This is a genomic window from Chamaesiphon minutus PCC 6605 (assembly GCF_000317145.1).
Classification (GTDB): domain Bacteria; phylum Cyanobacteriota; class Cyanobacteriia; order Cyanobacteriales; family Chamaesiphonaceae; genus Chamaesiphon; species Chamaesiphon minutus.
The window spans coordinates 1163890-1188307 of sequence record NC_019697.1 but is presented as its reverse complement, the minus strand read 5'-3'; the positions used below and the strand labels follow the sequence as shown (position 1 = coordinate 1188307).

Sequence of the window (24418 nt, the reverse complement as noted above, 5' to 3'; positions counted from 1 at the left end):
TTTAAATGAGTGCAAAGAACAATCTCAATTCCAATACATTATTTTTACCTCCTGATGAGTTTGTAAGACGGGTTGAATTTTTAAAAAATGAAGGTATTGCAGAACCAGAATTACTATTACAAGTAGAGCTTGGCTTCGCTTTGATGGAACGATTGGGATTAGATGACGAACCTGTTACCGCAGTATGGGCGATTTTAAGTGGGATATTTATCCGACATCCTCGGCTGCAAAATCTCAGTGAAGAAGATAAAAGAGCGATCGTTAATGTCAGACAAATAGTGCCTTTTTCATCTCGATTTAACTGGCTGAATGCTTTGTATGACTATATCAGAAATATTCCTGAAAATTGGCGCAATTATGAATTCGATCTGCAAGATTTGGACGATCGAATTATTAATGCTGCTAAAAATCTGCAACAAGAAGCAAACCAAAGTATTGTCAGAAGTGTTCTGCTTGCTACACTGAAGTATAGGTTTAGAAAGAGAGAGCTAGTTAAAGCTGCAACATACTATCAAATTGAAGCTGAAACTCAAGCAGAAATTGTCAATCTACAGGTTAAATTTACTCAAGAACAAGTTACAACTGTTTATCCTTTACCCTGGTTCGAGCGTATACAAGCACGATTGCCTGTGGTAATCGATCTAGCTGACTTAGAAGCAGAAGCCATATTTTTAGATACGAGAGAAGAAATTTTAGCTCGACAATATTCTTGGTCGAATGCTACTAAAGGTAATTGGATAAAACGTTTTAGTAAACTCAATTATCACAAAGTTCGATCGAGAAATGTTGTCGATCGACAAACGGCACCGACTTTGAATATAGATGGCTTTACTCATATTGCGGGCATGGTAGCTTCAGGAAAATCTACATTATCTTTGCTCTTAGCTAGTAATATTATTAGAAACCGTCCGGATCTCCGCATAACTATAGTTGTCGGCGACACTCAATCAGCTATTAAAATCGCCAATCAAATTAATTGGTGGTTTTGCGATAATCCCGAAACTGACGATCCTGTTGCTGTACCAATTTTAGGAAGAAGCCGGAGGGACAGCCATTTACAGAATTTTGCTAACTCTGATGACTACTTAAACCATCTCCACCGAGGACAAGCACACTGGGGCGAGCGGTGGTTAAGTATCGTCTGTCCTCTACAAGCAAGGATTTCACAAAGCGAGCGCAATAATATTTTAAACGGTAAGCCGCTCAAACCAGGAACAGAGCCTTGTCATACTCTTAAAAAAGCACCTAAAGATAAGAAGAAGACCCCTAAGAGTAATAGTAAACCTTGCTTTTGCCCTTTATTCGATCGCTGTCCATCGCAACAAGCATATCGGGATATGCCAAAAGTGCGAGTCTGGATTACTACCCCTGGTGCCATGTCTATCGGTGGAATGCCTTACCATTACGAATTACGTCCAATTAAAATTGGTGAATTGGTTTACGAGCAATCGGATATTGTAGTATTTGATGAAGCAGATACTATTATTGAGTGGTTCGATAAAGTTTACGCAGAACAATTAACATTGACCGATAGTAGTAGAAATGGTCTTTTTGATAAAATTGGTGTTAAGACAGAACAATCAAGCCGAACTGATTCAGTCAGATCGCCGCTGAAATCTAGATGGCGTAACGTACAAAGAAATGCTCAAACAGCAATAGAAGCTACACTCACAAATCTAAGTAATGAATTAGGACATAAAATTCTCCAGGAATGGGCACAACAGGGATACTTCACGCCCCACGTTCTTTTTTACAAGCTATCACGTCGTTTAGCAGGATTGGAAGAATTAAATTCTTATGATAAATCAGAAGAGCAATTAAGAACTGACGAGCGAGAAATCCAATCTATCATGGATTGTTTCGATGATTTTCTCAAGGACGATCCTTTATTAAGACGTAGTAGCTCCGAACTTTCGACAACCAGCTTATTGGAGATTTTACGGTTGATTAATAACACGGGAGAGAGTGCTACCGATCGAGATATTTACGATGATTGTCAAAATTGGATTACTACTTTTTCACCTGGCACACTAGATAAATTAAATCGATTAAAGACAGAGTTAAATAATCTGAGAACTCACCCAGATACACAAGACTTATATCCATATCTAACTAAAGAGGAAGATATAGATACTCTTGACACTCTGACTCGTCGGTTACAGTTCACCCTGACGATCGTTTTATTGGATCGCCATGTCAATATAGTGTTTTACGAATGGCAAAACCGACCTGATAATATTAACGAACCTTCACCTCATAAAAACATGCCAAGGGCGATGATAAATATTCTACCCTTACCAGTAACGGGAAGACAATTTGGTACTTACTACTCTGCCAAAAATAGCGACACGCTGAGCTTATTTGCTTATAGTAATATCGGGCGAGACTATATACTCAACTTTCATCGCTTATTAACAGATTTTGATGGACAACGAGGTGCGAATGTCTTGGCACTTTCAGGGACTTCCTATTTGCCAGACTCAACTACTTTTCATGTGAGCGATCCACAAGGGGTATTAATGCCCGAAACTAGTGCTCAATCAGCAATTAAGCAAAGCCAGTTTAAGTTTATCCCTCAGTTTAACGATCGAAATAAACCAATGCGGATGTCAGGTAATCTTAGCAACAAGAAGATTGCCTGTCCCAAGTTTCAAGAACTAGCGAAATTACTCACTACCAATGAAGGTAGCAATCACTTGATTCTAGAATTACAAGCATTGAAGGAATTGGGCGAAAAAGATCCCGAACTGTGGCAAAATCGCACTCGCATTTTAGTATTGGTGAATTCTTACGAACAGGGGAAATGGGTGGCTGATGAAATGCGTCGATGTCGTAGCGATATCAGTCAGCAAATCTATCATTTAGTAAGCGACGCAGATCAGACAAAAGATGGTAAATCTCAACCTGGAGAGCTTAAAAGAGCGGATATTGAAACATTCGGACATCACCAAGGTAAAATCCTCGTTGCACCTACAAGTTCGATCGGACGTGGGTTCAATATCTTGAATAGTAATGGTAAAGCAGCCTTTGGTGCAGTTTACTTTCTAACTCGCCCTTTTCCTCATCCTCATGATACACAAGCGATCGCCCAAGAGATGAATCGACGGGCTTATGAGTGGTTGGAGAAGGAAGACTTTATTGCTTGGCGACAGGGAGACGGGGTGGCTCATCGTGCGGAATTATTGCGGAAAACAGCCAATACTTATTGGCGATCGGTAGAGCAACGCTCTTATTATAAAACGCTACGCGATAACAATGATTTATGTGCCTTCCCTCGCTACGATCTAGCAGCCACTGCGTTAGGCAGAATCATTCAAGCGGTAGGCCGTTTGATTCGTGGGGGCGTTCCCTTTCATGGCTATTTTGTCGATTCTGCTTGGGCGGATAACAGTGCTAAAAAGCTTGCAGCTATTAGAGTAGGCGACGATCCCGATTCAATCGAGAATGATACAGAAGAGAATAGCTTATTAGTAGCCACAATCCTCAGAATTTGCGATTATATAGCCGAAGAGGATTCTGTTGGGAAAGCTTTATATAAGCCGCTAGCTGATGCCTTAGAAAATATTGAAGATGTCTTTTACTGAATTCATCTCACTATCCAATCCTCACTGAAACGATTAAGCATCCTTGGAGGGTTATGAAGCACCGCCCACACAGATTAGTATTACCAACAAAAACCACGCTCTCGCTCTCCCGAACCAAATCTTCTCACACCTTAAAATCATGCCTAAAAAAAATAGCTCTCCTGTTGCTTTACCTGCTCGGATGGATTTAGCGATCGATTCTTTATCTGACATGAGAATTGTTGTCTTGAAGTTTCCCTTCTCTAAAGAAGTTCAGGATTTTTGTAGAGATATTCAACAAGTGTTACGTAGTAATGCTAAAGTTTATGCACCCTATCGTCAATTAAATAATGCAATCCTTGCTTGTACTTCTACATTGACTTATGGGTTTGAATCTTCAATGCCTATAGACTATATCCCTCAACGTCAGGCTTTAGCCGTTGGGAAATCGATGGAATCGATCGCAACACCAGCACAAATCTATCAGTTAATCTATATCTGGGCGAAAAATTGGACAACACAGTTTTTAAATAAACAAGCTAATAAAGATGAATTTCGATCTGTGTGCGATCGATTTCTAGCTGCGATCGAGAGAATTCCCTCAGATTGGCAATGGGAATATATTCAGCCCGAAACTTTAATTAAAGATATTAACACTCAAAATGGATTGGGCTATCAAGCTATTCCCAGTTTATTAGTAAGTTTATTGCACGAACAAACCTGTACTATTTCTTCTGGAGCTAGAGAGCAAACTATTGTATGGCGCAAAGTCCAAGGTGACGGTTCGACAAAAATAGGATTACACCTAGTCAGTCAACCATTCAAAGCAACTTATTATATTGATGATAGTGATGACGAAAAAGAAGGTTTTTTCGCTTATCGGTTAGATTTTTACTTACAGACTCAAGCTGGAAGACTCAACTCAGCAGGTCATCTCAAACCTTGGATATTTGTAAATCTTAGTTGTCAAAGATACGCTCACGAGCCTTTGGTGAAGAATAACCACGGTCGAGATATTTCGATTTTAATGGGTATGAACAAAGCCAGATTAGATGAATATCCGATCGATTCAACATTGGTTCGTTTAACTGTTGAAAATAATGCTAGTAAACCCTGGCAAGAACAATTGCCAGATGTGCTAACTGCATTCAAAGCAAGACCACTTGTTTCTCCAATTGATATTTTAAACGATCCAATTAAATTTGGTAATTTAGATTATATCGATAATTGGAAGCAAGATGAATACTATATCGTTCATGCTGAAGGTTATGGATATAGACAAGAAAGTCAAAAAGGAAGAGGACACGGACATTCCATTAAAACAGGCTTTAGTTTAAAAGAACGTGCCGATATTATTAATCAAATTATCCAATTACTAGATGGCATATTAATTCCAGATCGCTCGATGGAGTGCGATGTTCCTACCCCTAGCGGTAAAAAACTACCTTTAGCGATGAGCGACTATGAATCACATCGTACATCTTTAAACCCGTCCGAAATCAAAAAAAATGCTCAAACAGAAGGAGAAAAAGAAACCTATATCAAGGCAGAGCAAATTATTGTTGCAAGTGCTATTAAGCCATCGTTCGATAGAAAGCGCATATATATACTTATCATTTACCAAGAAAGGCATACCAGGGAATTAGTCCGTCAGCAGTTACACAAAGCCTTTTTGATTAAAGAGGATGATGATTTCCCTGCCCACATTAACGTAATAGATATTTTCATCGATAATTCTCATCTTCTAGAAAAATTAACCGTCTCTGGATTGCCGTCCATAAACAAAGACTTCGACAAAGAAATCGACAAGCAACACTATTTAAAACGTAAAGAGTGGCAAGCTTTTATTCAAGAGAAGATAGTTCATGTAGTAAATGACAAAAGCAACTCCGATCTTTTTGCTATTATTGAAATTGGAACGAGTAACTTAAAGGGAGTACATCCTCGACAAAGTATTCGAGGAGCAGTCAGAGAAGCTTGTGTATTAGAGAATATCAATTCTCAAATGTTGCAAACAGTCAAACAGAAAGAGAAAGAAAATTCAACAGATGATGCATCTTATACCAAAGCAACTGAGGGGAGAGTATTAAATGCCGTATTAGATTTAACCTTACGTCAGACAGGCGCATTGTATGGAATGCCATCAGAAATTTATAAAGTTGCAGGAATATCAGAAGAAATTGCTCAACAATTAGATGTAATTGGCTTCTGCCGAATCAAAAAAAACAACTATATCGGTAATACACCATTTCAATATGCAGTTGCCGTTCGGCTGAGTGCAACAGGGATGGTAGATGTGTTACTCCCTAATCAAAAACAATGGCTTCCTTATTCACAATCCGGACTAGCTATCGGTAAGTTGTTTCATCAGGCACGAAAAAAAGATGCAGATAGTCTCGATCGAGTTCAAATGAAAGGCGGACACTTAGTAAAGTTTGTAGCTGACGTTTTAAGCCAACATCTCGAACATCCGACGATCGCTCTAATTGAAGCCGATGTTTGGCGGAATGAAGGTAGCAAAGACGATCGAGCGTGGTTTCAACTTAAGAATGAATATTTACTAGCACAACGAGATATTCTAGACTTTAGTCATGTAACTGGTCATACCACATATCAGAGAGACGATGAAAAATTCGTAAATTTACTAGGTGTAATTCGCCTTCGCACCAACCAAGAAACTCCGCAGTATGTACCTAATCGAGAAACTTGGAACGAAGATAAAGAGACTTCAGATTTTACAAAGTTAAGCGGATTTATAGACAAAACAGTCTCAGAACTATTGCATTACTTTTCTGTAGGGCGAATACCAGATACCCAGAAAAAGACACAACATACAACTAATAACAGAGAATTGTATAAAAAAGACCTAGGTGCTGCCAATATTGCCTATAAACACCAGCAAATGGTCGAAATATTACCATTCTTTGTTCATCACGATTTTCAAACAGAAGACAAGCTCAAAGCACTGTGCCGAGTACCACATTTGCTAAGAACTTCTCCCGCATTCACGAGAGGAAATATCAGTCGTCCATACCCGATGCACTTGGGAATAGAATCGATCGAAGATTTACTATGTATTTTGGATTTGGACTAATAGAATCCATCATATGGCTCTCCTGAGTATTTGGTGATGATTTAAACTTATACGCCTCTTGGCAAGGAATTCAGCGTTCACACGAAGCTATTTTTGTAGCTTGAGATCCAGTTTCTACTACAAACCCAGGAGACCCCATCATATAGTAATAGCCCTTTATTCATAATCGTCGATGAGTGGATCGATGAGGCGTGGGTAGTCGCAAAATCCAGGCTGGACTTCGATCCGTTTTGGAAGAGCTATATGTCCCAATTAATTTGGTGTCTTCCTCTCCGCTGGGAGGGACATGCAGATGATGAACGACAAAGACGGTTTTCATTGGTAACTGTACCTATCTCTCGATCGGATTGAATTGGTTCTGACATCACTGGGTCTTTAGCTGACAAGATTTAGTCTAAGCTCCATTGCGTCAAATCGGTTACTTGTCCAACATTTTGCAATGCTATACCAAACATTTTGCAATGCTATACCAGGCGATCCGATCTCAGAACTCACTTTTTGCTCGAATCCTCACTTTCGATCGCGTTGACGAGTAGTTTGGCGATCCTGCTCACATACCTTTCGATCGATCTTTTTCAATTTACAGCAAATTTTAATATCATATAAATAAATACGCTTGTCTATTATAACCATAATAAATTTATAAACTAACGCTTATAAAAAAATAATCTCATACATAAAAAATAACTACATTTTAAAAAAACAAATATACTTTCAGGGTGACTAAAATTAGTTTATTAGGCTTGTTTCGCCTCGTGTCTCCTCTCCAACTCAAAAAATCAATGCCTAACCGAACACGGACGTAGTATCTAAGTGACAACAGGATACAGACCGCTCTGCCAGGTGTGAGGGTGTGTTAATTGCGGGCTTAGTAACAACCATAGGCGATCGATTCAAACCCGCTCGAGAAAGAGGTCGGGCAATTCCTGTAGTTACCTCTACCTCGGAAATGTTTTGCCGCAAATCAAGGGTGCGATCGAGAGTATTTCCCAGTGGTGAGTGCCAGGAAAACTCAGAGGCTCCGCCAACGAGCGATGACAGGGCGCGCGACCGACAACAGGCAGACAGCAACAAAGATCGCCCCAGAGCGGCCTATTTTCGCCGTGAGAGCCATCAATTCGGTCGATATATGGAAACATGAATGGGGTTTTGCAGCTAAATCAGCCCATTGTCGAGGGAGATGAAGAGATGTTCGATTTAAGCTCGGCTGTTGGGCGATCGAAAATGGTAGTTATTGGTTTAGTGCCTACTGCTTTTGCGCGATCGTCCCAAAGGCATCCCTTGTCTGCTGGGTATCGATCGAAAACCCAATGGTTCTGATGGTTCGATCGATACCTGCAAAATACCTACAAACATCCTCTCAAAGCCCTCTATTTTCGCCTTGAGAGCCATCAATTTAGTCTGTACAGGGAAAGGACATAAATTGGGTTTCGTCGCTAAATCAGCCTATTTTGTAATGGATGTGTAGGTAGATCTCGTCAAACTCGAAAAATAGTCAATTACGCACGGGAAAGGGGGAATCAGAACTCTTGATGTAGTTATACCAAATTAAATCGAAGAGATGACAGATGAGATCGACTAGGAAGGATAGATTGGAGATATTTAGATGGCAGGAGTACCCTCAATCATCATCAAAGAGAGCTTATACCAATTTAAATGGTGTTGACGACAGATAGTGCATCTAAAATGAATGGATATCCGGTAATACTCGCAATGATTTCAGGAGTTAGTTCTGCCAAAAGTTGCCCTACCTTGATTTGAAGTTCTTCCAGAGTTTTGACTGAAGCCCATCGTAGATCAGCTTTGAGATATTGCCACAAGTGCTCAATTGGATTTAGTTCTGGGCAATAAGGTGGTTGAAATATCAGGATAATATTTTCTGGTATCACCAATTTCTTGCTGGTATGAAAACGACCATTGTCAACTTGAATAACATTGAGACTATCTGGATAAATCTTGGCAAATTCATCCAAAAACCGTTGAAAGCACTCGGTATCGACATGAGAGAATTGCAGAAAAAAAGACTCTCCTGTGGCTGGTTCAACCGCCCCATATAGCCAAAATGCCTTAAATAGCCATTGCCATTCTCCAATCGGTTTAATGCCGCAAGCCGTCAGCAATCTACCAATTAACGTTTTGAGTCCAAACCGACTTTCATCTTGAACAAAATACCTTAAAGGTCGCTCATTCTGGCGATCGAATAAACTTAACAGTTCCAAGTCCGAAGCTAAGTTTTTTTAAAAGCCAAACGGCTGTCCCGATCTTGCTTGTAATGTTGTGGTCGTGCTACTTTCAGCTTGGCTTTGAGCCGATAGCGGGTCATTTGATAAACCGCATGATACTCTGCTTCGACGCCTAACGTTTCGGACAACCATTCCTGGACTGCTCCATAGCTATCAAATCCATTTTCTGGATCTTGTAATCGTTTTGACAACGACTCTTCTGCCCAGGTCGGAATTACCCGATTGCCCCCGCCTGGGCTACTTTTGACACTTTCTAATGCTGCCAATCCTCCGGTGCGATAGATTCTTAACCATTCTTGTAATGTCCCTCGATGTCTCCCAATTGCTTTAGCAATCTTGCTGATGCTGGGTGCCTTCTCTTGTTTGAGCCAGTAGAGTACCTGGAGCCTTTCCTTGACTATCGGCTGGCTGGCTTGATGTAATCTTGCGGTTATTTCTTCTAAGCTCTGTGCGATCGTAATTGAGGTTTTTCCTGCCATCTCTATCTCTCTTATCCTCCATTTCTCATTTTAGCCGATCTGTCATCCCTTAAATTTAAATTGGTATTAGATGAGATCTCCGAAAGATTACGGCAAGCTAGTCAATCGATCGACAAAGCAGCAAGCCCTAGTTAACTATAGACAAACAACAGGTAATTCATCTAATGTCCTTATCAAATGCTCGATCGTTCGATCGCTTAGTCAAAGACTCCCCAGCACTCCAATCGCAGATAGAACAGATGCGATCGCCGATCGAATTAATCGCTCTCGCTAGAGCCGAAGGTGTCGAATTAACAATGGAAGACATGCGAGAAATCGCCCAAACCGCTTACCATGCCTGGGTAATCACCCTCGATCCGCCAATGCGGAGTTTCTTCGAGTTGGCGCAACAATCGGAAGAACTAAATCAAGAACTGAAGCAATGTCAATCTCTACCAGCCGCTATCGATCTAGCTAACCGCAACGGATTTGCACTCGCCGCCGATGACTTTCAACAAGCAGCAATAGCCGCCGCTGCAATTCCTGGGTTTAGCTTTGAGAAGCTGTGGTTTAGAAACCTGGGATTGCTATAAGTCTCTTTTATTTTGAAGTTTTGTCTGAATACTGTCGTACCGCTGCTATGGCAAAGTCACAGCAGATCTTAGTTCTTGAGTCAACCGCCAACAGCCCAAACGATGCTCGAAAATATAAGCTCCTGATTCGCCAAAAGTTTTTACCAGCCGCTCTTGATTTGCCCTAGCATTGGCTACTGGTGCATACTCAGCTTGGCTGTATTCAACCCTGATTTTTTGACGGGTGAGGGGTTTGAACTTAACCTTTAGCCTTGGATAGTTACCATTTAACACCTGTGGGCCTAAATAGACCCATAAGTTTTGCTGCAATCCAATCTTGAAGCCATCACCAATATAATCTTGCTTGGGGGCAGTTACTAATAGTTGACTTGGTTTTCGATCGATCCGAACTTCCACCTGAGGCCAGACATAGGCATTGCGAATAGCCGTTTTGGGCAGGCGATCGTTTAATCCGCGAACAAAAACACGAAAAAAATAGCTAAATTCTGCTGTAGAGCAAGGAACCTTCCGCTCCACTATTTCGATTGTGCCTTGCGCTAGCGGGACTGAATTTTCACCAGCGGCCTGTACCGCAGAGCTAGCTCCTATTTGCCAACAAGATAGCAGCACAACTAAAAATTTTCCAGAATCCATACAAACTTTTTCTCCCTCAACACATCATTCTATTATGAGTCATCAAATAGGTTTCAGTTTCAGTAGATCGCAAAGTCAATCTAAAATGGGCAAATAAATAGCTGTAACGACGGGAAAACGTCGCTCAACGGCAGTAGAGAGGAACTGCAACATGATGTTTAAGGGGAACAAAGCATGGTAAACAAGCTGTCCACCCCGTCTGGAGCGACTGATGAAATGCCAAAGTAAATAGACCCAGAGATTGACCAAAACAAAAGCCAGAGCGACAAATAAAAGTCGCAGTACCGGATTTTTAGTAGTAGTCCGAATCCGACAATGATTCTTGAGGCGATAGCTAGTCTCAATTCCAAATCGTTGACGATAGTAATGGTGAAGCTGATTTAAGGCAATCTTGACCCGATGGACAGCATAAACCAGATAGCGAATCCCATGTTGACCCTTAAAGCCTTTGTGATAGCCACAAACCACTCGCATTTGACAAGTGAGGCTACCGTATTTAGGGCTGTTGATGGTGTAATCAGTGGCATAACTCTTCCGTCCCCTCAACAAGGCACGAGTACCACCTGTTTTACCGCGAATCACCGCAGGCATTAAGAACGGAAAATTGAGTGCTTTGAGCCAGCGAATAATTGGTACACTGTAAAACCCTCGGTCGAGACCATTAGTGACAAGTTAAGAAGCGATCGCACTTGTCAAGCGGGCTTGAGGCGATGAGTCGAAGAAAAAATTGTCTGTTCGACTCATAGAATCAGGAAAAGGTGCAATAATTAACTTAACATTAGGTTTACGAACAGTTTTAACAATACCTAAATCTTGATTCTCTGGGGCAGCAAAATAGGTGACTGGATTGGCAGCTAAACCTTTATGATGAGCTACATGAAAGTGATAAAGACCTCGATAAATCATCTCTAAAGAAATGCGGTCGAATGGGAGAGATAATTCATCAGCTACAGCATCACCTAAATCGACTAGAACTGCATAAAACAGCCAAGTCCCCCACATCTGTAATTTAATTCCATTAACTGAACCAGTCCATAAATAACTCAACCCGAGCAATCGTTTAACAGTATTAAAAGCCTCTTCAATTCGCCACCGTCTTCCGTACAAATCGGCGACTACATAGGGAGGAAGATTCAATGGGTCGAGTACACTAGTTAGATAAGAATACCAGACTTTACCCACTTTAATTTCGACTAATCTTACAGTTATATATGGAGTCTTTTTGGTGCCAGACCCCATCCGCACTATTCGGTCACGGATACTATAACTATTGCTAAATACTCGCTCTATCTGTAGCGATGCACCTTTTTTTAATCGAGTAATAAAATGAATATCTCTGTTAATTAATTCTTGCCAAAATTGGAAATGATAGAAGCCTCGATCCAAGAGCAATAAAGTGCCCGATGTTACTAAATTCAGGATATCTTTCTCAAAATTAACATCTGAAGCTTTGGGATTTTCTCTAAACCAGATTTCAATCGGCAATCTCGTCACCAAATCTATGACTACTCCCATTTTTCCCGCTAGTTGTCCGATTGGCACATCAGATAAGCTATCTAATTTCTTGAATATCGCTTCCAATGTGGAGCCATCACATGCCCAAATCCGCTCAAATTTTGCTTGAGCAAATTCAATGCTTTGTGGCAACAATCGCTGTTTTCTCTGGTGCCACTTCACTCTAAATTCTGGCAGTAATTCCTTAAACACTCTCTCAAATAACTCAGATGGAAAGGTCAGAAATCTTTGTGCAATCGCCTGTTGACTTACTTGTGTTGGCTCACACCACAAAAATCCTTCTCGCCCTAACATTCGGCTTAGTTCTCTGACTCCTGGCACATTCCGCCACAGTAGCGTCAGCACTGCTGCCATCATCAAGGGTAAATTTAACAGCCGATTTCTCAGCCCTAATTGTCGGTAGTAATGACTTTGATTGAAAATTGCTGGTGTCAATAAAGCCTCTACTTGAGCGGCGATGATCTCATCTTCCACACCTGGTTGGTGGTTCTTTTTGGCGTGGTCGCGGTTACTTCTTCGGCGGCTGGTCATCAGGCCTCTATTCCCTCAAACTCTTGACTAGAAACAGTTTGGCATCTTTTTATTACCTTTTTGACAAATCTCTGATTTTCTTAACTTGTCACGAATGATTTCCAGGTGGCTAGTCAAACAATCGATTGCTGATGCCAATGTACCTTCGTCAGTTAATGCTGGGGTCGGGGATAATCAATTTGGGGTAGTCGTCATGGCTGTTTTTGTTTTTGTCTAGCCAGACTCTACCCTTTTTTCAGCTCTTTGCGATCTACTGAGTTTAGATCGAGTCAACGGGCTGGCAGAGTGAGAAAATGAAACACCGCTCGATCGTGGAACTACTTCCCTCTGGCAAACAGCCGTTATGCCATCGATGTCAATCTCGGTGTCTCTGCGATCTGCGAATACCAAATCAAACGCCTAGATCTCGACTATTTTGAAGGCGAGTAGTCATTTTTCCTCGCGATCGACTTCTCGCCACAAATAAAAACTCACGCTTACTTATTTTATATCCGTGTATACTTTTTAAATATACTTATTTTTAATAAAGACGTTATTTCTTTAAAGAAAACAGATTTTTTGTTTTCACCCCCAGTCTGCTCAGGTCAAAACAGAAGATCTGGGGATTTTTCTCACAAAAACGGCGGAGATCGATCGAATCATCGATGCCACAAATTCAATCGGTCTGGGAAAGTAGACTCGATCGATTAGATTTGCCCTTTAAATGCCCTGTAAAGCGATATTAATTGAATTAGACTAATTTTCCACATCGATCGCTAATTACGTTACTTAAATGCCAATTTCGGGCTATTCCTGACTAGACATCAGTGACAGAAGGAATCCAAATCATTCGCCGCACAACTTTAGTTGTCATTGGGCACCTCCGCTACATCTATACCCATCGAACTGCATACCGTCTTAATACTTACATTCAGAGCCTTCGCTAGTGCAATCACATTATCAAAATTTACAACCAAGCAGTCGGCTATTACGAAGACGGACCCGCACTAGAACAAGCCTGGAAAAACATCCTCGCAGCGAACGCTCCCACCGAAATTACCACCCATCGAATCAATGCTGAAATCGACCCAGACTGGACAGAGAAACAATCCCAAAAGCTGCCGAAAGTATTGCTAGATAGGGCTAAGAAGATCGCCAAGCAGAAGGGTCTCACCGTCCGAGAATACCTTACCAATCTGATGGATGGAGATGAGGAAGATGATGAGATGGAATCACTAACCCCGCTGGAATTATCAGATCCAGATGTTAAAATTCTCGACGATTTAGATGTGAAATTTGCAGCTTTACCCACGCGAATTTTTATTGCCCGCCAAGCCATGCATCACCTAATAGTTGACAAAATATCCGATCGAATTTTAGGGATATTGGGAGAGATTTATGTGTGGATGAAGGGAGGGACTACCTGGAGTTTGTACTAAGTGGGTGGGGGATGGGAGAATGGATAAATTAAGGATGTGAAAAGACGCATTATCACACCCTTAATAAGCAAAACTCAATACTAGCAACATTTACCCGCATCAGCACGATCGATCTTCCTCCGTTCCAAATTCCAGGCAATTATCCCGATGTACGCACCCGCTCGACCGTAAATCGAACCGAAAATATTACTAATAACTAGCCAAACGCTCTAGAAACGTCGTCCTAATACCAGATCGATATCACAGTAAAATCGACGTGTTAGTTCGCATTTATCGCTGGCAATCTTTTGTGAAGATTGCCTAAATCTCAATTAAAATCTTGCCATTGCTAATCGATGAGATCGATCGTAAAATTATCCAGACGGCAAAAGAACAGATAATAGTCTTTATCCCCAATCGGCTACACTCATTACCAGTCGCTACTTAAATAAAGCATGGCTAGGTATTTTCGACCGATCGAGAGGTAAAAAATCGAGCAGATTTACTAAGTCTATAATGCCCAAAATTTATGTCCGAGCGATCGCGTACATTCAGGTATTCTTAGATTGTCGTAAGTGGAACGAAATCTCTAGCTTGGCACATCATTGTTAAATACCAATTCTCAAACAGCAGATGTCCAGTAAAGAGTGAGATTTGAGTGGGATCTGGCTCAATTGCTCATTAATTTAGAAGATGAAATTGAGGATTCGATTGAATGTGGGTGGGCTAGGGGTGGTAATTGAGGTTCCTATAAGTGTATTTATCGGTACCTCAATCCTTAAATCTCCCATTTCTACCCAAATTGAGTCTGAGAGCAACTCCCTATTAACATCCATCAACATTCATAGTTATATGAATGCTCGCAACAGTGGCTCCATCGATGTTCGCTCGTCAGCCACGAGATCGTCTGCAACATCGGTGTTTGGTGTTTCCGATTGGAGGTGCGGTATCGTCAGATTGAATCATACCTTGCTTGTAATCTAGCAAATATTTTTAAAAGTCAAGCATGAGTTTAAATGATTGCTGTGTTTATATTTATTAAATACATATATTTAAAACAACTATGTTTATACTTGATTGATACGTTAATTTTACAAATCTGGGAGATTAGAGCGAAATTGAGTGGCACAGGTGTGTGAGTAGGTGTTGTCGCAAGAGAAGAGCGATAGGTGAGTGTCGAGCGATCGAGGATTGGGTGTGGCAGGGGAATGAGCGAGCCAGTAAAGCGAAGCATCAAAAACGCGCGTTCTTGATGATTATTTGTTGCAAGGCGTGACATAAGTAGAAGAGATTTCATACAATAAGAAAAATAACTAATCCTCGTGCAGATGGTCACTACCACCGAGCAACAGACTCCAGCAGTTGTCGAAATAGATTGCGATGAATTGATAAGCGTCTTCACCAACTTCTTACAATTTGATGTAGCTAATGGTGGTGCCAGTGGTGATACGATCGTCACGTACTGGACACAGGTCAAACAGTATCTAGATTGGTGTCGTCACAATCAGCTCGATCCGCGTGCGGCAACGCGGGAGACGATTAAGATTTATCGGTGGTGGTTGGCAGAACAGCGAGGGTATAAGCCAAACACGATCGCGGTGAAATTGACAGCAGTCAGTCGGTTGTACGATGCAGCGGTAGAATATGGATTAATGGGGGGTAATCCCGCATGGGGAGTGAAACCACCCACAGAATCGATCGATCCGGCAGCGAAGATTACTTATCTCGAACAGGATGAAGCTACAGTATTGCTCAAATCGGTGGCGCAGCCGTTAGGCGGCATCGATACCCCCACGCCATTGAAAAACCTGCGGGATAAATTATTGCTGGGTGTGATGACACTCGAAGGGACGCGCACGGTAGAGATGCATCGGCTGAATATTGGCGATGTGGTGCGTCAAGGGGAACGGGTGGGGGTGAAAGTTAGTAGTAAGCGACACATGCGGGTGGTGCCCCTGACTCCCCAGTTAGCACAGTTAATGGAGGCGTATTTAACCGCGCGGCGGGCTGCGGGATTTGATGCGATGGTAGATAGTCCGCTGTTAGTCAATCTCAGTAATTTCGGTCGCGGAGAGCGGTTATCGCGGCGGGGGATTCGGCAGGTGGTGGATAAATATCTCCAAGCGACAAATCTCAAGTATATGGAGGGACGGACGCTTTCAGCTCATAGTTTGCGGCATACAGCGGGGACATTAGCCCTGCGGAATGGGGCAACATTGAGACAGGTACAGGATTTGTTGGGTCATGCCGATCCGCGTACTACGGCGATTTATGCTCATGTGGGGGACAGATGGGAAAATAATCCAGCGTTGAAAGTTGGGATCGATCTGCTTTAGTATCTTTAAAGCTAGATTATGACTACCGAGCCATCGTTTCAGCATTTGTCGGCTCCGACAGTCTTATTTACTCAATTTCTGTTCGATTAAATTAACAGATGTAACCCTCGACTCACCACAAATATCGGCGATCGCTAATTGGTATCGAGCCGAGCGATCGAGGTCGCCACACTTAGGGATTACAGCGCGAACAATAAGCTGGATCGGCTTTTTTTAGACCATGAGCGGGCAGACATTTCTCTTGGTACGCGCATTTCGTACAGCCATAAATCTCAAACTTGACATTCTCCGTTTTTGAGGCACACCAAGAACATTCAAGCCCCACTTCCACATCAACCATCCCCCAGCCAGGGGCATGGCATTCTGGGCAGACATTCGACAGCCTGGTAGCCAGTTTACGCGCTAATCTAGCGATCGCTTGCATTCTTGATGGATTGAGATGCGCGCGCATATCTGTCTCTACCCAGGCTAGGCGGTCTGCGGATTGTCGAACGCAATCTTTAAAAGCGTCAATTAGTTCGTCTAGTTGCTGAATACCCTTAAATAGTAGTGTGCCTCTGATGGCCGAATTCGGTCGCAAGACCAGGGCATGTGATGGAAATCGTGCGTCCCGAGCAAATTTTTGCAATTCCTCGATCGAGGCAATCGTCTTCATCTGATAGTTTGTATCTGTGGATATTTCGGTGAGATGAAGGCCGATATCTCGCTGGCGATCTATAAAATAAAGAAGTTCGGTATCAACTCGAACGAAAGGAATAGCCGGATGCGGGCCAAAACTCCCCTCACTTGCCAGCCCGTAGTCAGCTCTAACTTGTTCCATCCCCCACGCGCATTTCTGTTTAACGCACTCCAGAGCATTACCTTTTCTTTCTACCTCCCCAGCAAAAGTGCCAAGAGTATCCGTATCTAAATCTAGCGATCGAATCCGCGCACCCAAAATCTCCGAAAAAGCAGGCTCGATCGCTTTGGCTTTCTCGTGCTTGGTGGTAAGAACAATTTCGACATCTTTATAAAGCTCCATCAAGCGTCGCTCCTGTCAATAAATTTGTGTGCGGACGGGTTTCAAAATACACTTTCTGGGCGTTGCTGGTTTTAGGTACGATCGTCATTTTTTACATTCTTCTCCCCCGTTCCCCGCTCTCTCCTCTAGTTTTTCATACTTACTTACGAAGCACTAACTGGCTGAACGAAACGTTTCACCTCACCACAAGCAATATAAGACTTACCATCGGGGCCAGTTTTAATCTCATCTACTACATATAGCATCCCTTCCTCCCGCACCGATCGCGGAAATCGCATATTCCAATCTGGATCGTACCCATCCGCCACTACTCTGGCGCGTAATTTGCTGCCTTCTTTGACACACTGTACCAACACGCCATCGCCTACGGTGTCGGTTGTGGGCAGATCGGCAGCAGTCGCCGTACCTTTGGATGCTTTACCTGTCGGCATAGCGCGCGATCGATTGCTACTAGCCGCGAAGATATCTACTTCTCCTGGTTTGGTCAATCGCGAAATATTGCCCTGTACCCGATAGAAACCGCCCTCGGCTAGTTTTAACTCTTCTACAGTATAACGCGCGCCCTCGGCGCGAATTGCCCGTGGAAATTGCACATTTTTGGTGCGATCGTAACCATCGGAAATCACCTTAATTTTCAGTTTGCCGCCTTCGCGGACGCAGTGCAACTCGATCCCGCTACCGACTTCACTAGTTGTCGGTAAGGTAGCAACTTCATCGCCTGCGGTGGTACCGCGTCCCGATAGATCGCTACGATTGCGGCTGAGGGCTTGGTAGCTTTGATCCAATAGTTCCTTACGTCCGGCATTGCCCAAGCCGCCTTGAGCGATCCGAGTGGCGAAATACTCTAGTTGCTCGATTTCTTCGGCAATTTCAAAATTCTCGTTGAGTCCGCGATCGTGTAGATCTTTGAGTACCTTTCTTAGTGCCTGTTCGGCGGCTTGACGATGGCCTTGCTCGGCGAGGGTGAGGGCAGTTTCTTTGGCTTTAGCGATCGTCAGATGGCTTAACTCTAACATGACATCGCTAGAGGCCGAATTTGCCGATTCTTCGATCGAGCCGACGGTGGCAAAAATATCTGTAGTACCAGCAACGCGCTCGATCGCCCCATCTCGGACGATCTCGGCAGTATAGTGTACTTTCATCACTGCCAATCGCCCGATCGGGGCGTTGGCGATATTCAGGCTCAAGCCTAAGAGTTTATCCTCACCCTCATAGAGATCGCCCAATGTCAATACTGTCGCCCCGGTATTATTCTGGCTGACTTGAGCCAAGCTCAAGGTATCGACGAGGCTCACGCCTGGAGCGAATTCGATCGTCACTGTCAAATTTTGACCGACGACGGCGCGCAAACTGTCCAATTCGATCCTAAAAACTTCGCTGGCTTCGTCGATACTTTGGATAAAGTAGAAGTTACCATTGGCGGCTCTGGCCATGCCAATCAATAAATCTTCGTTGAAACCTTGCCCGAAGCCTAGAGTTGTAGTGGTAATTCCTTCTTCGGCTTTTTGTCCCGATGTCGTCGTCAGCACCGTGGGTGAGGTAATTCCGACATTTGCATGTCCGTCGGTGAGTAATAACACTCGGTTGATGCATTGCGGATCGAGGCGAGTTTTGATATGTTCGCAACCTTTGAGCCACCCGCCAGATAAATTTGTCAGTCCGCCAGCACGCACTCGTCGGATTGCTGATTTGAGGGCGGCTTTATCGCTCACGGATTGGGGCGGTACGACCGTATCGACTTTATCATCGTAGGTGACGATCGAAAAGGTATCGCTAGCTGCTAATTGGTCTACGATCGATTCAGCCGCTTTGAGGGCGTGAAATAGTGCCGAACCTGCCATCGAACCAGATCGATCGATCGCCAGTGACAGATTTAGATTGCGACGCGGTAATTCTGGCAAAGCAGAGCGCAGCCGCATGAGGATCTGTGTAGTTAATCCCGTACCAGTCGGTAAGACTGCGGGGTCGAAATTACAGTTTAGATCGATCGTCTGTTGCATTATCTTGTCCTCATCTTCGCTATTGGCAATCGGTGCTGGCTGCTCCTAATATGCCCCAAAATCCACAGCATCTTATTGTCAAACTTGCTGTAGTTCGATCGGTTGCAGACATTACCATGTTGCTATTGTAGCCATTTGCCAACCAAGTCGATCGTGTTGTGTGGTGACCATAATGCCCATGAAGCATCAAAGCTAACACCTATCGACGATCGATAAGTATATAGGTGCAATCATTGATAAGACAAGCTATGTCGATCGAGCGATAAATAGCTCTGTTTTAGAGCAGATAATCTAACTATGAAGACAATCGAAATTTATTTGCCTAATTATCGGTAGGAACGCTAAATTTTGACATAAATATAACTGACGAGAGTAAATTATGGCAATTTGGAAGATTTGGTTAGCTACCTTCAGTTCGATTTTAATAATTTGGTTCCTCGGTAACTGGCTGCTGTAAATGTGACGCGATGCTGACACAGAGCCAGTAGTCTATGGCGTAAATTTAGTTACTATTTTGAGAAAGGGGGAGAGGGGGAGACTGGAAGTTCGTCACGGGTGCAGCTTGTGTTTATCTAGTCGTCAAGGAAAATATCTGGAATTTTCCGATCGGGATTGCCAATAATATTTGCTTTCTGATTTTATTTGGACAGTCGCGATTGTATGGCGATGCGGGATTACAGATCGTGTATCTCGGTTTGGGGGTGCAGGGTTGGTACAACTGGTTATATGGTGGCAAAGATCGCGCGCCACTGAAGATCGTGCGAGTTTCATGGCAATTGTTATTATGGTTGAGTGTGGCGATCGTCATGTCAACTTGGTTATTGATGTTGGCATTAACAGCGGTTAATGGTTCGGCACCATTATTAGATGCATTTACAACCGCTTTGAGTTTAGCCGCACAATATTTACTCAATCGTAAAGCGATCGAAAGTTGGTTGGTGTGGTTTGTGGTAGATGTGCTGTATATATATCTCTACATCACGCGCGGATTGCACCTCACCGCCATGTTATATCTAGTGTTTATCGGCTTGTGTATTGCGGGTTATATTAGTTGGCAGCGCACATTGTCAGGGGAGGAACGGCAATTAGATGACTAAACGAGGGTTAATCGTTGGCAAATTTTATCCACCGCATCGCGGACACAAATATCTAATCGATTCGGGACGATCGCAAGTAGATGAATTAACCGTCATCATCTGCCAAAAGCCGCACGAACGTCCGGCTGGAGAGCTACGAGCGGCGTGGTTGCGCGAAATTCATCCCGATGTCCGCGTGCTGCTCATCGATGATATCTATGACGAAAATGATTCCCAAATCTGGGCGGAAAATTGCATTCGCTGGCTGGGATTCGCTCCAGACGTGGTTTTTAGCTCGGAAGATTATGGCGACAGGTTTGCCCATTATCTCGGTTGCGGGCATGTCTCGATCGATCGATCCCGAACTGTTTTCCCGATCTCCGGCACCAAAGTTCGATCGGCACCGTTGCAGCATTGGCAGTATATCGAGCCACCAGTGCGCGGTTGGTACGCCAAGCGCATTTGCTTAGTCGGGGCAGAATCGACAGGTAAGACGACCTTAGCCAAGGCACTGGCGGCACATTATCTCACGAGTTGGGTGAGGGAATACGGACGCGAATATTCGGAGCGCAAACATACGGGGGCAGCGGGATATAATTGGACTTCGGATGAGTTCGAGCAGATCGCCAAAGTACAATGCGATCGCGAAAATGCCGCCGCGCGTCATGCGAATAAAATCTTAATTTGCGATACGGATGCCTTTGCGACAGGAATCTGGCATCGACGATATTTACAGTTTCCTTCTCAAGATGTAGCCGCAATAGTCGATCGACAAAAGCCACCCGATTTGTATTTATTAACCGATGTCAAGACGCCATTCGTGCAGGACGGCACCCGCGACGGCAAGGCAATTCGTAACTGGATGCACGAAACATTCATCGCCGAATTAACCGCCCACAATCGATCGTTTCAATCTATCTCCGGTTCGCCACAACAACGTCTCAAAAAAGCGATCGCGATTATCGATCGACTGTAATTAGTTTACTCGATCGGGATTTGTCGATCGCTTCTGAGTTCTGTTAGCGATCGATCTATTCGTTCTGCCCAAACGATATTATCGGGAATAGTAATAACGATCCGCCGATATGGTTCATCGTGCAATTCTAAGGTCAAGTAATCTCGATCTGAAGTAACGTACCAAAATTCCTTACCTCGCTTGGTGTAATAAGTTCCTGCTTTAATTACTCCTGGTAAAAATGTCCCTGGAGCGCGAATTTCTGCCCAATTACTTTGAGGTTCTTCAGTTGTAGCTCGATCGATCCGACTGAGTGGGATGTGCATTTGTCGCTCTAGAGTTACTGCCCACAATTGCTCGTACCATTCTAATTCGATCGTCAATCGATTTGTGGTGAGATTGAGTTGCATAAGGTTGAGAAGAAGACTACGGCGATCTTAACAATTTTTTGCAGCTCTTGGATCGCGATCGATTAACATTGATCGCCGCAGAGTTGTCGGTTATCTCCGGTATGCTATATAATTTGGTAAGTATTGACAATGTTAAGTTTAAATTCAAACTATCTAATAGTCGATCGAAATTATGGACAGAGTTACGATTCCTGATGTCCTAACTTTAGAAGAGGCTTCAGGTTACTTACGTTTATCGATTGAAACAGTTGCCAGTCTAGCTCAAAAAGGTAATCTCCCCGGTCGAAAGATTGAAAATGATTGGCGATTTCTGAAATCGGCGATCGATGATTGGTTGCGTTCCAAAAGCAGTAGTTCGATCTTGCTCTCTCAAGCAGGTGCTTTAGCCGATGATGATGAGATCGCGCAACTGAGAGCATCAATTTATCAAGCCAGAGAACGCCCGGAAATCGATGACAATTTAGGATCTAATTAATGTATTTGTTCGATACCGATACCTTGACACATCTTCATGCTGGTAATGCTAATGTTGTGGAACGATTAAAATCGGTAGCAGATGAAGAAGTTGGAATCTCGATTATTACTAAGGTTGAGATTTTACGCGGAAGGATCGATTATTTAATTAAAGCTGAAACTGGCGAGAGTTTACTCAAAGCACAAGAACTTTTATTTCGGACAGAAGCATTATTAAACGATTTGTTAATCATACCTATAGATCGAGCTGTCTGGCAATTCTTTTAAATTATTCGATTCTAAATCCAGATGCTTTAATTGTTTTAAAATACCAATACCATCTGGCAAACTTGTTAATTGATTGCCAAACAAATCTAGCTCTACCAGCGAAGTTAATTTTGTTATACTATTACTATCTGGCAAGCAAATTAATTCATTTCGGTTGAGATCTAACGAAATCACACCAGCTAACTTGTTAATATTGCAGGGCAAGTAGTCGAGTCCAATTCCATCCATATCTAGTTCGGTTAGAAAACAAGCTATATCATCACCAGATTTTTCAATTAAAATTTCTACTTCTTTGCTTGTCATCATATAACCAGACAAGACTAAAAAATAATCCTTGTCTATATTAGTTCTTTGTATTAAAATCTCTAACTCTTCTTGACTAGCCATGTATTTAAAAGCTTATCTCTTTAAATAAATATCGAATATTGACACTACTTATCGAATATTGCACCATCTACTCAAGTAAGATTTACGATGGGCCAAATCGCTCTGTCCGAATGATGTTGGATGGCAAACCGAGATCGACTAGAGTGTTGGCAACTTGCTCCACCAGTTGAGTTGGGCCGCAGACAAAGCACTGCGGTTGGATTGCAAAGCGGCTCAAGACATCCGTCAGCATGGCTTTGTCAATTCGCCGCTGGTATCCCGTCCAGTCAGGGGGTGGTTGTCGAGTGAATGTCAATTGTAGGTCTAAGGGTGCGATCGGTTGGTATGCTAGCTGCTCCAATTCCTGACGGTAAATGACGTCTGCTGCCGTTCTGACGCTAAATAGTAAAGTCGTGGGATTGGTCGCACCGATGGCGGCGCGATGCCGCAGCATGGACATCAGCGGCACGACCCCCGAACCCCCAGCCACGAGCAGCAGCGGGAGCTTGACTAGTTCCTGTCCCCATACGAAATACCCACCAATCGGCCCTCGTACCTCTAGGGAGTCGCCCACAGCCACGCCTTCGTGCAGATAACTCGATACTTCCCCATCCGCGATCGATTCCACGGTCAAGGCGATTTCGCCGCTCTGTGCTGGCGGTGACGCGATCGAATAGCTGCGCTGCGCCTGGTAGCCATCTTCAGCCGTCAACCGGATATCGTAGTGCTGTCCGGGTAGATGTGGCTGCCATTGGGGCAGTTGCAGCGTAAATGTCTTGACGCTCGGCGTCTCTTGAACGATCTCGGTTACGTGGGCAATCTGCCACTGAAACTTTGCCATGAGGGTGTGCTAAAGGTGCTAATCGTCCGATCGATACCGTTGTTCTTGCCAAGGGTCGCCGTACATGCTGTAGCCATTTTCTTCCCAAAATCCCGGCTCGTCAGCGGCCATGAAGCGCAGACCTTTAATCCACTTGGCACTTTTCCAAAAATACAGGTGCGGCACTACCAGCCGCGCGGGGCCACCGTGTTCGGGTGCCAATGGCTGCCCCTCGAAGCGCATTCCGATGAAGGCTTTGCCGTCGCGTAGGTCTGCTAATGGAATATTAGTCGTGTAATTGCCGTAGGAATAGGCCATCACATACTGGGCTTCGGGCTGAATCTTGACGTGTTCTAGCAGCGTGTCGATACTGACCCCTTCCCAGTTGGTATCCAGTTTCGACCACTTGGTGACACAGTGGATATCTTGTTTAAACGACTGATGCGGCAATGCCTCGAACTGTTCCCACGTCCACTGGATGGGGGATTCTACCAGTCCATTCAGGGCAAATGTCCAATCTGAGAGCGGAATGCGCGGCGTGGGGCCTGCGGTCAATACTGGAAAGTCCGATGTCTCGTATTGCCCAGGGGGAATCCGTTCGCTGCGGGAGGATTCACGTTTGCGACCAAATCCTCTGTTGATGAATTCTGCCATAAATATTTGGAG

General features: G+C 43.5%; 18 protein-coding genes and 3 pseudogenes. 9 read left to right on the top strand and 12 right to left on the bottom strand.

Translation table 11 applies throughout. The annotated features are described in order from the left end of the window. Positions 1 to 5: 5 nt before the first annotated feature. Positions 6 to 3584 carry a pPIWI_RE_Z domain-containing protein gene (locus CHA6605_RS05410; RefSeq protein ID WP_015158523.1) on the top strand — a complete coding sequence of 1193 codons (3579 nt, stop codon included), beginning with the start codon at positions 6 to 8 and terminating at the stop codon, positions 3582 to 3584. Between the two features lie 139 nt (positions 3585 to 3723). Continuing rightward, entirely contained in the window at positions 3724 to 6657 is a 2934-nt protein-coding gene (locus CHA6605_RS34945; protein ID WP_015158522.1) for an RNaseH domain-containing protein, read from the top strand. Between the two features lie 938 nt (positions 6658 to 7595). Here CHA6605_RS34945 and CHA6605_RS33690 read toward each other — a convergent pair. The 3 genes from CHA6605_RS33690 to CHA6605_RS05380 form a co-directional block, all read right to left on the bottom strand. Further along, positions 7596 to 7796: a hypothetical protein gene (locus tag CHA6605_RS33690; protein WP_157259828.1), complete on the bottom strand. Its 201-nt coding sequence runs from the start codon at positions 7794 to 7796 to the stop codon at positions 7596 to 7598. A gap of 513 nt (positions 7797 to 8309) precedes the next feature. Next, entirely contained in the window at positions 8310 to 8876 is a 567-nt protein-coding gene (locus CHA6605_RS05385; RefSeq protein ID WP_015158521.1) for an IS630 family transposase, read from the bottom strand. Positions 8877 to 8884: 8 nt separating this feature from the next. Next, positions 8885 to 9379: a helix-turn-helix domain-containing protein gene (locus tag CHA6605_RS05380; RefSeq protein ID WP_015158520.1), complete on the bottom strand. Its 495-nt coding sequence runs from the start codon at positions 9377 to 9379 to the stop codon at positions 8885 to 8887. A 164-nt stretch (positions 9380 to 9543) separates the two neighbouring features. On the opposite strand from CHA6605_RS05380, the gene CHA6605_RS05370 reads away from it, so the two are divergent. After that, positions 9544 to 9951: a Nif11-like leader peptide family natural product precursor gene (locus CHA6605_RS05370; protein WP_015158519.1), complete on the top strand. Its 408-nt coding sequence runs from the start codon at positions 9544 to 9546 to the stop codon at positions 9949 to 9951. A 45-nt stretch (positions 9952 to 9996) separates the two neighbouring features. Here the strand turns inward: CHA6605_RS05370 and CHA6605_RS05365 are convergent, their stop codons facing one another. The 3 genes and pseudogenes from CHA6605_RS05365 to CHA6605_RS05355 form a co-directional block, all read right to left on the bottom strand. Beyond that, on the bottom strand, positions 9997 to 10584 hold the full coding sequence (locus CHA6605_RS05365; protein WP_015158518.1) for a hypothetical protein: 588 nt from the start codon (positions 10582 to 10584) through the stop codon (positions 9997 to 9999). A gap of 75 nt (positions 10585 to 10659) precedes the next feature. After that, positions 10660 to 11241 (bottom strand): annotated as a pseudogene (locus CHA6605_RS05360) (transposase); the annotation flags it as partial. A gap of 15 nt (positions 11242 to 11256) precedes the next feature. Continuing rightward, the gene (locus CHA6605_RS05355; RefSeq protein ID WP_015158054.1) at positions 11257 to 12630 is read right to left on the bottom strand and encodes an IS4 family transposase; all 1374 of its coding nucleotides are present in this window, start codon (positions 12628 to 12630) and stop codon (positions 11257 to 11259) included. A 1109-nt stretch (positions 12631 to 13739) separates the two neighbouring features. Here CHA6605_RS05355 and CHA6605_RS05350 point away from each other — a divergent pair. Together CHA6605_RS05350 and CHA6605_RS05345 are read left to right on the top strand one after the other, a co-directional pair. After that, positions 13740 to 14048, top strand: coding sequence for a hypothetical protein (locus CHA6605_RS05350; RefSeq protein WP_015158517.1), 309 nt, complete (start codon positions 13740 to 13742; stop codon positions 14046 to 14048). A gap of 1307 nt (positions 14049 to 15355) precedes the next feature. After that, complete coding sequence (locus CHA6605_RS05345) at positions 15356 to 16363, top strand: tyrosine-type recombinase/integrase (protein WP_015158515.1); 1008 nt, start codon at positions 15356 to 15358, stop codon at positions 16361 to 16363. Between the two features lie 172 nt (positions 16364 to 16535). On the opposite strand, the gene CHA6605_RS05340 is transcribed toward CHA6605_RS05345, so the two are convergent. Both CHA6605_RS05340 and CHA6605_RS05335 read right to left on the bottom strand, forming a co-directional pair. Next, positions 16536 to 17384 carry a DUF6671 family protein gene (locus CHA6605_RS05340; RefSeq protein WP_015158514.1) on the bottom strand — a complete coding sequence of 283 codons (849 nt, stop codon included), beginning with the start codon at positions 17382 to 17384 and terminating at the stop codon, positions 16536 to 16538. Between the two features lie 143 nt (positions 17385 to 17527). Next, positions 17528 to 19384, bottom strand: a complete 1857-nt coding sequence (locus tag CHA6605_RS05335) for a vWA domain-containing protein (protein ID WP_015158513.1) — start codon at positions 19382 to 19384, stop codon at positions 17528 to 17530. Between the two features lie 554 nt (positions 19385 to 19938). On the opposite strand from CHA6605_RS05335, the pseudogene pnuC reads away from it, so the two are divergent. Beyond that, positions 19939 to 20481: pseudogene (gene pnuC / locus CHA6605_RS05330) on the top strand (nicotinamide riboside transporter PnuC); the annotation flags it as partial. After that, positions 20474 to 21436, top strand: coding sequence for an AAA family ATPase (locus CHA6605_RS05325; protein WP_015158512.1), 963 nt, complete (start codon positions 20474 to 20476; stop codon positions 21434 to 21436). The pseudogene pnuC and the gene CHA6605_RS05325, both read left to right, overlap by 8 nt. A gap of 5 nt (positions 21437 to 21441) precedes the next feature. Here the strand turns inward: CHA6605_RS05325 and CHA6605_RS05320 are convergent, their stop codons facing one another. Then, the gene (locus CHA6605_RS05320; RefSeq protein ID WP_015158511.1) at positions 21442 to 21825 is read right to left on the bottom strand and encodes a hypothetical protein; all 384 of its coding nucleotides are present in this window, start codon (positions 21823 to 21825) and stop codon (positions 21442 to 21444) included. 172 nt (positions 21826 to 21997) lie between these two features. Between CHA6605_RS05320 and CHA6605_RS05315 the strand changes: the two genes are divergently transcribed. Beyond that, positions 21998 to 22300, top strand: a complete 303-nt coding sequence (locus CHA6605_RS05315) for a helix-turn-helix domain-containing protein (RefSeq protein WP_015158510.1) — start codon at positions 21998 to 22000, stop codon at positions 22298 to 22300. Further along, positions 22300 to 22548: pseudogene (locus CHA6605_RS05310) on the top strand (type II toxin-antitoxin system VapC family toxin); the annotation flags it as partial. The gene CHA6605_RS05315 and the pseudogene CHA6605_RS05310, both read left to right, overlap by 1 nt. On the opposite strand, the gene CHA6605_RS37070 reads toward CHA6605_RS05310, so the two are convergent. The 3 genes from CHA6605_RS37070 to CHA6605_RS05295 form a co-directional block, all read right to left on the bottom strand. Continuing rightward, positions 22525 to 22794 carry a leucine-rich repeat domain-containing protein gene (locus CHA6605_RS37070; protein WP_315874936.1) on the bottom strand — a complete coding sequence of 90 codons (270 nt, stop codon included), beginning with the start codon at positions 22792 to 22794 and terminating at the stop codon, positions 22525 to 22527. The pseudogene CHA6605_RS05310 and the gene CHA6605_RS37070 overlap by 24 nt on opposite strands. A gap of 241 nt (positions 22795 to 23035) precedes the next feature. Continuing rightward, entirely contained in the window at positions 23036 to 23773 is a 738-nt protein-coding gene (locus CHA6605_RS05300) for a ferredoxin reductase (RefSeq protein ID WP_015158507.1), read from the bottom strand. A gap of 18 nt (positions 23774 to 23791) precedes the next feature. Further along, a complete protein-coding gene (locus tag CHA6605_RS05295; RefSeq protein WP_015158506.1) occupies positions 23792 to 24406 on the bottom strand; it encodes a sulfite oxidase-like oxidoreductase in 615 nt (204 codons plus the stop codon). Positions 24407 to 24418: the final 12 nt, after the last annotated feature.

What these genes read in the sequence shown, in the direction of transcription:
- CHA6605_RS05410 (WP_015158523.1), top strand. Translation starts at nt 6, where the DNA reads ATGAGTGCAAAGAACAATCTCAATTCCAATACATTATTTTTACCTCCT.
- CHA6605_RS34945 (WP_015158522.1), top strand. Translation starts at nt 3,724, where the DNA reads ATGCCTAAAAAAAATAGCTCTCCTGTTGCTTTACCTGCTCGGATGGAT.
- CHA6605_RS33690 (WP_157259828.1), bottom strand. Translation starts at nt 7,796, where the DNA reads ATGTTTCCATATATCGACCGAATTGATGGCTCTCACGGCGAAAATAGG.
- CHA6605_RS05380 (WP_015158520.1), bottom strand. Translation starts at nt 9,379, where the DNA reads ATGGCAGGAAAAACCTCAATTACGATCGCACAGAGCTTAGAAGAAATA.
- CHA6605_RS05370 (WP_015158519.1), top strand. Translation starts at nt 9,544, where the DNA reads ATGTCCTTATCAAATGCTCGATCGTTCGATCGCTTAGTCAAAGACTCC.
- CHA6605_RS05365 (WP_015158518.1), bottom strand. Translation starts at nt 10,584, where the DNA reads ATGGATTCTGGAAAATTTTTAGTTGTGCTGCTATCTTGTTGGCAAATA.
- CHA6605_RS05355 (WP_015158054.1), bottom strand. Translation starts at nt 12,630, where the DNA reads ATGACCAGCCGCCGAAGAAGTAACCGCGACCACGCCAAAAAGAACCAC.
- CHA6605_RS05345 (WP_015158515.1), top strand. Translation starts at nt 15,356, where the DNA reads ATGGTCACTACCACCGAGCAACAGACTCCAGCAGTTGTCGAAATAGAT.
- CHA6605_RS05340 (WP_015158514.1), bottom strand. Translation starts at nt 17,384, where the DNA reads ATGGAGCTTTATAAAGATGTCGAAATTGTTCTTACCACCAAGCACGAG.
- CHA6605_RS05335 (WP_015158513.1), bottom strand. Translation starts at nt 19,384, where the DNA reads ATGCAACAGACGATCGATCTAAACTGTAATTTCGACCCCGCAGTCTTA.
- CHA6605_RS05325 (WP_015158512.1), top strand. Translation starts at nt 20,474, where the DNA reads ATGACTAAACGAGGGTTAATCGTTGGCAAATTTTATCCACCGCATCGC.
- CHA6605_RS05320 (WP_015158511.1), bottom strand. Translation starts at nt 21,825, where the DNA reads ATGCAACTCAATCTCACCACAAATCGATTGACGATCGAATTAGAATGG.
- CHA6605_RS05315 (WP_015158510.1), top strand. Translation starts at nt 21,998, where the DNA reads ATGGACAGAGTTACGATTCCTGATGTCCTAACTTTAGAAGAGGCTTCA.
- CHA6605_RS37070 (WP_315874936.1), bottom strand. Translation starts at nt 22,794, where the DNA reads ATGGATGGAATTGGACTCGACTACTTGCCCTGCAATATTAACAAGTTA.
- CHA6605_RS05300 (WP_015158507.1), bottom strand. Translation starts at nt 23,773, where the DNA reads ATGGCAAAGTTTCAGTGGCAGATTGCCCACGTAACCGAGATCGTTCAA.
- CHA6605_RS05295 (WP_015158506.1), bottom strand. Translation starts at nt 24,406, where the DNA reads ATGGCAGAATTCATCAACAGAGGATTTGGTCGCAAACGTGAATCCTCC.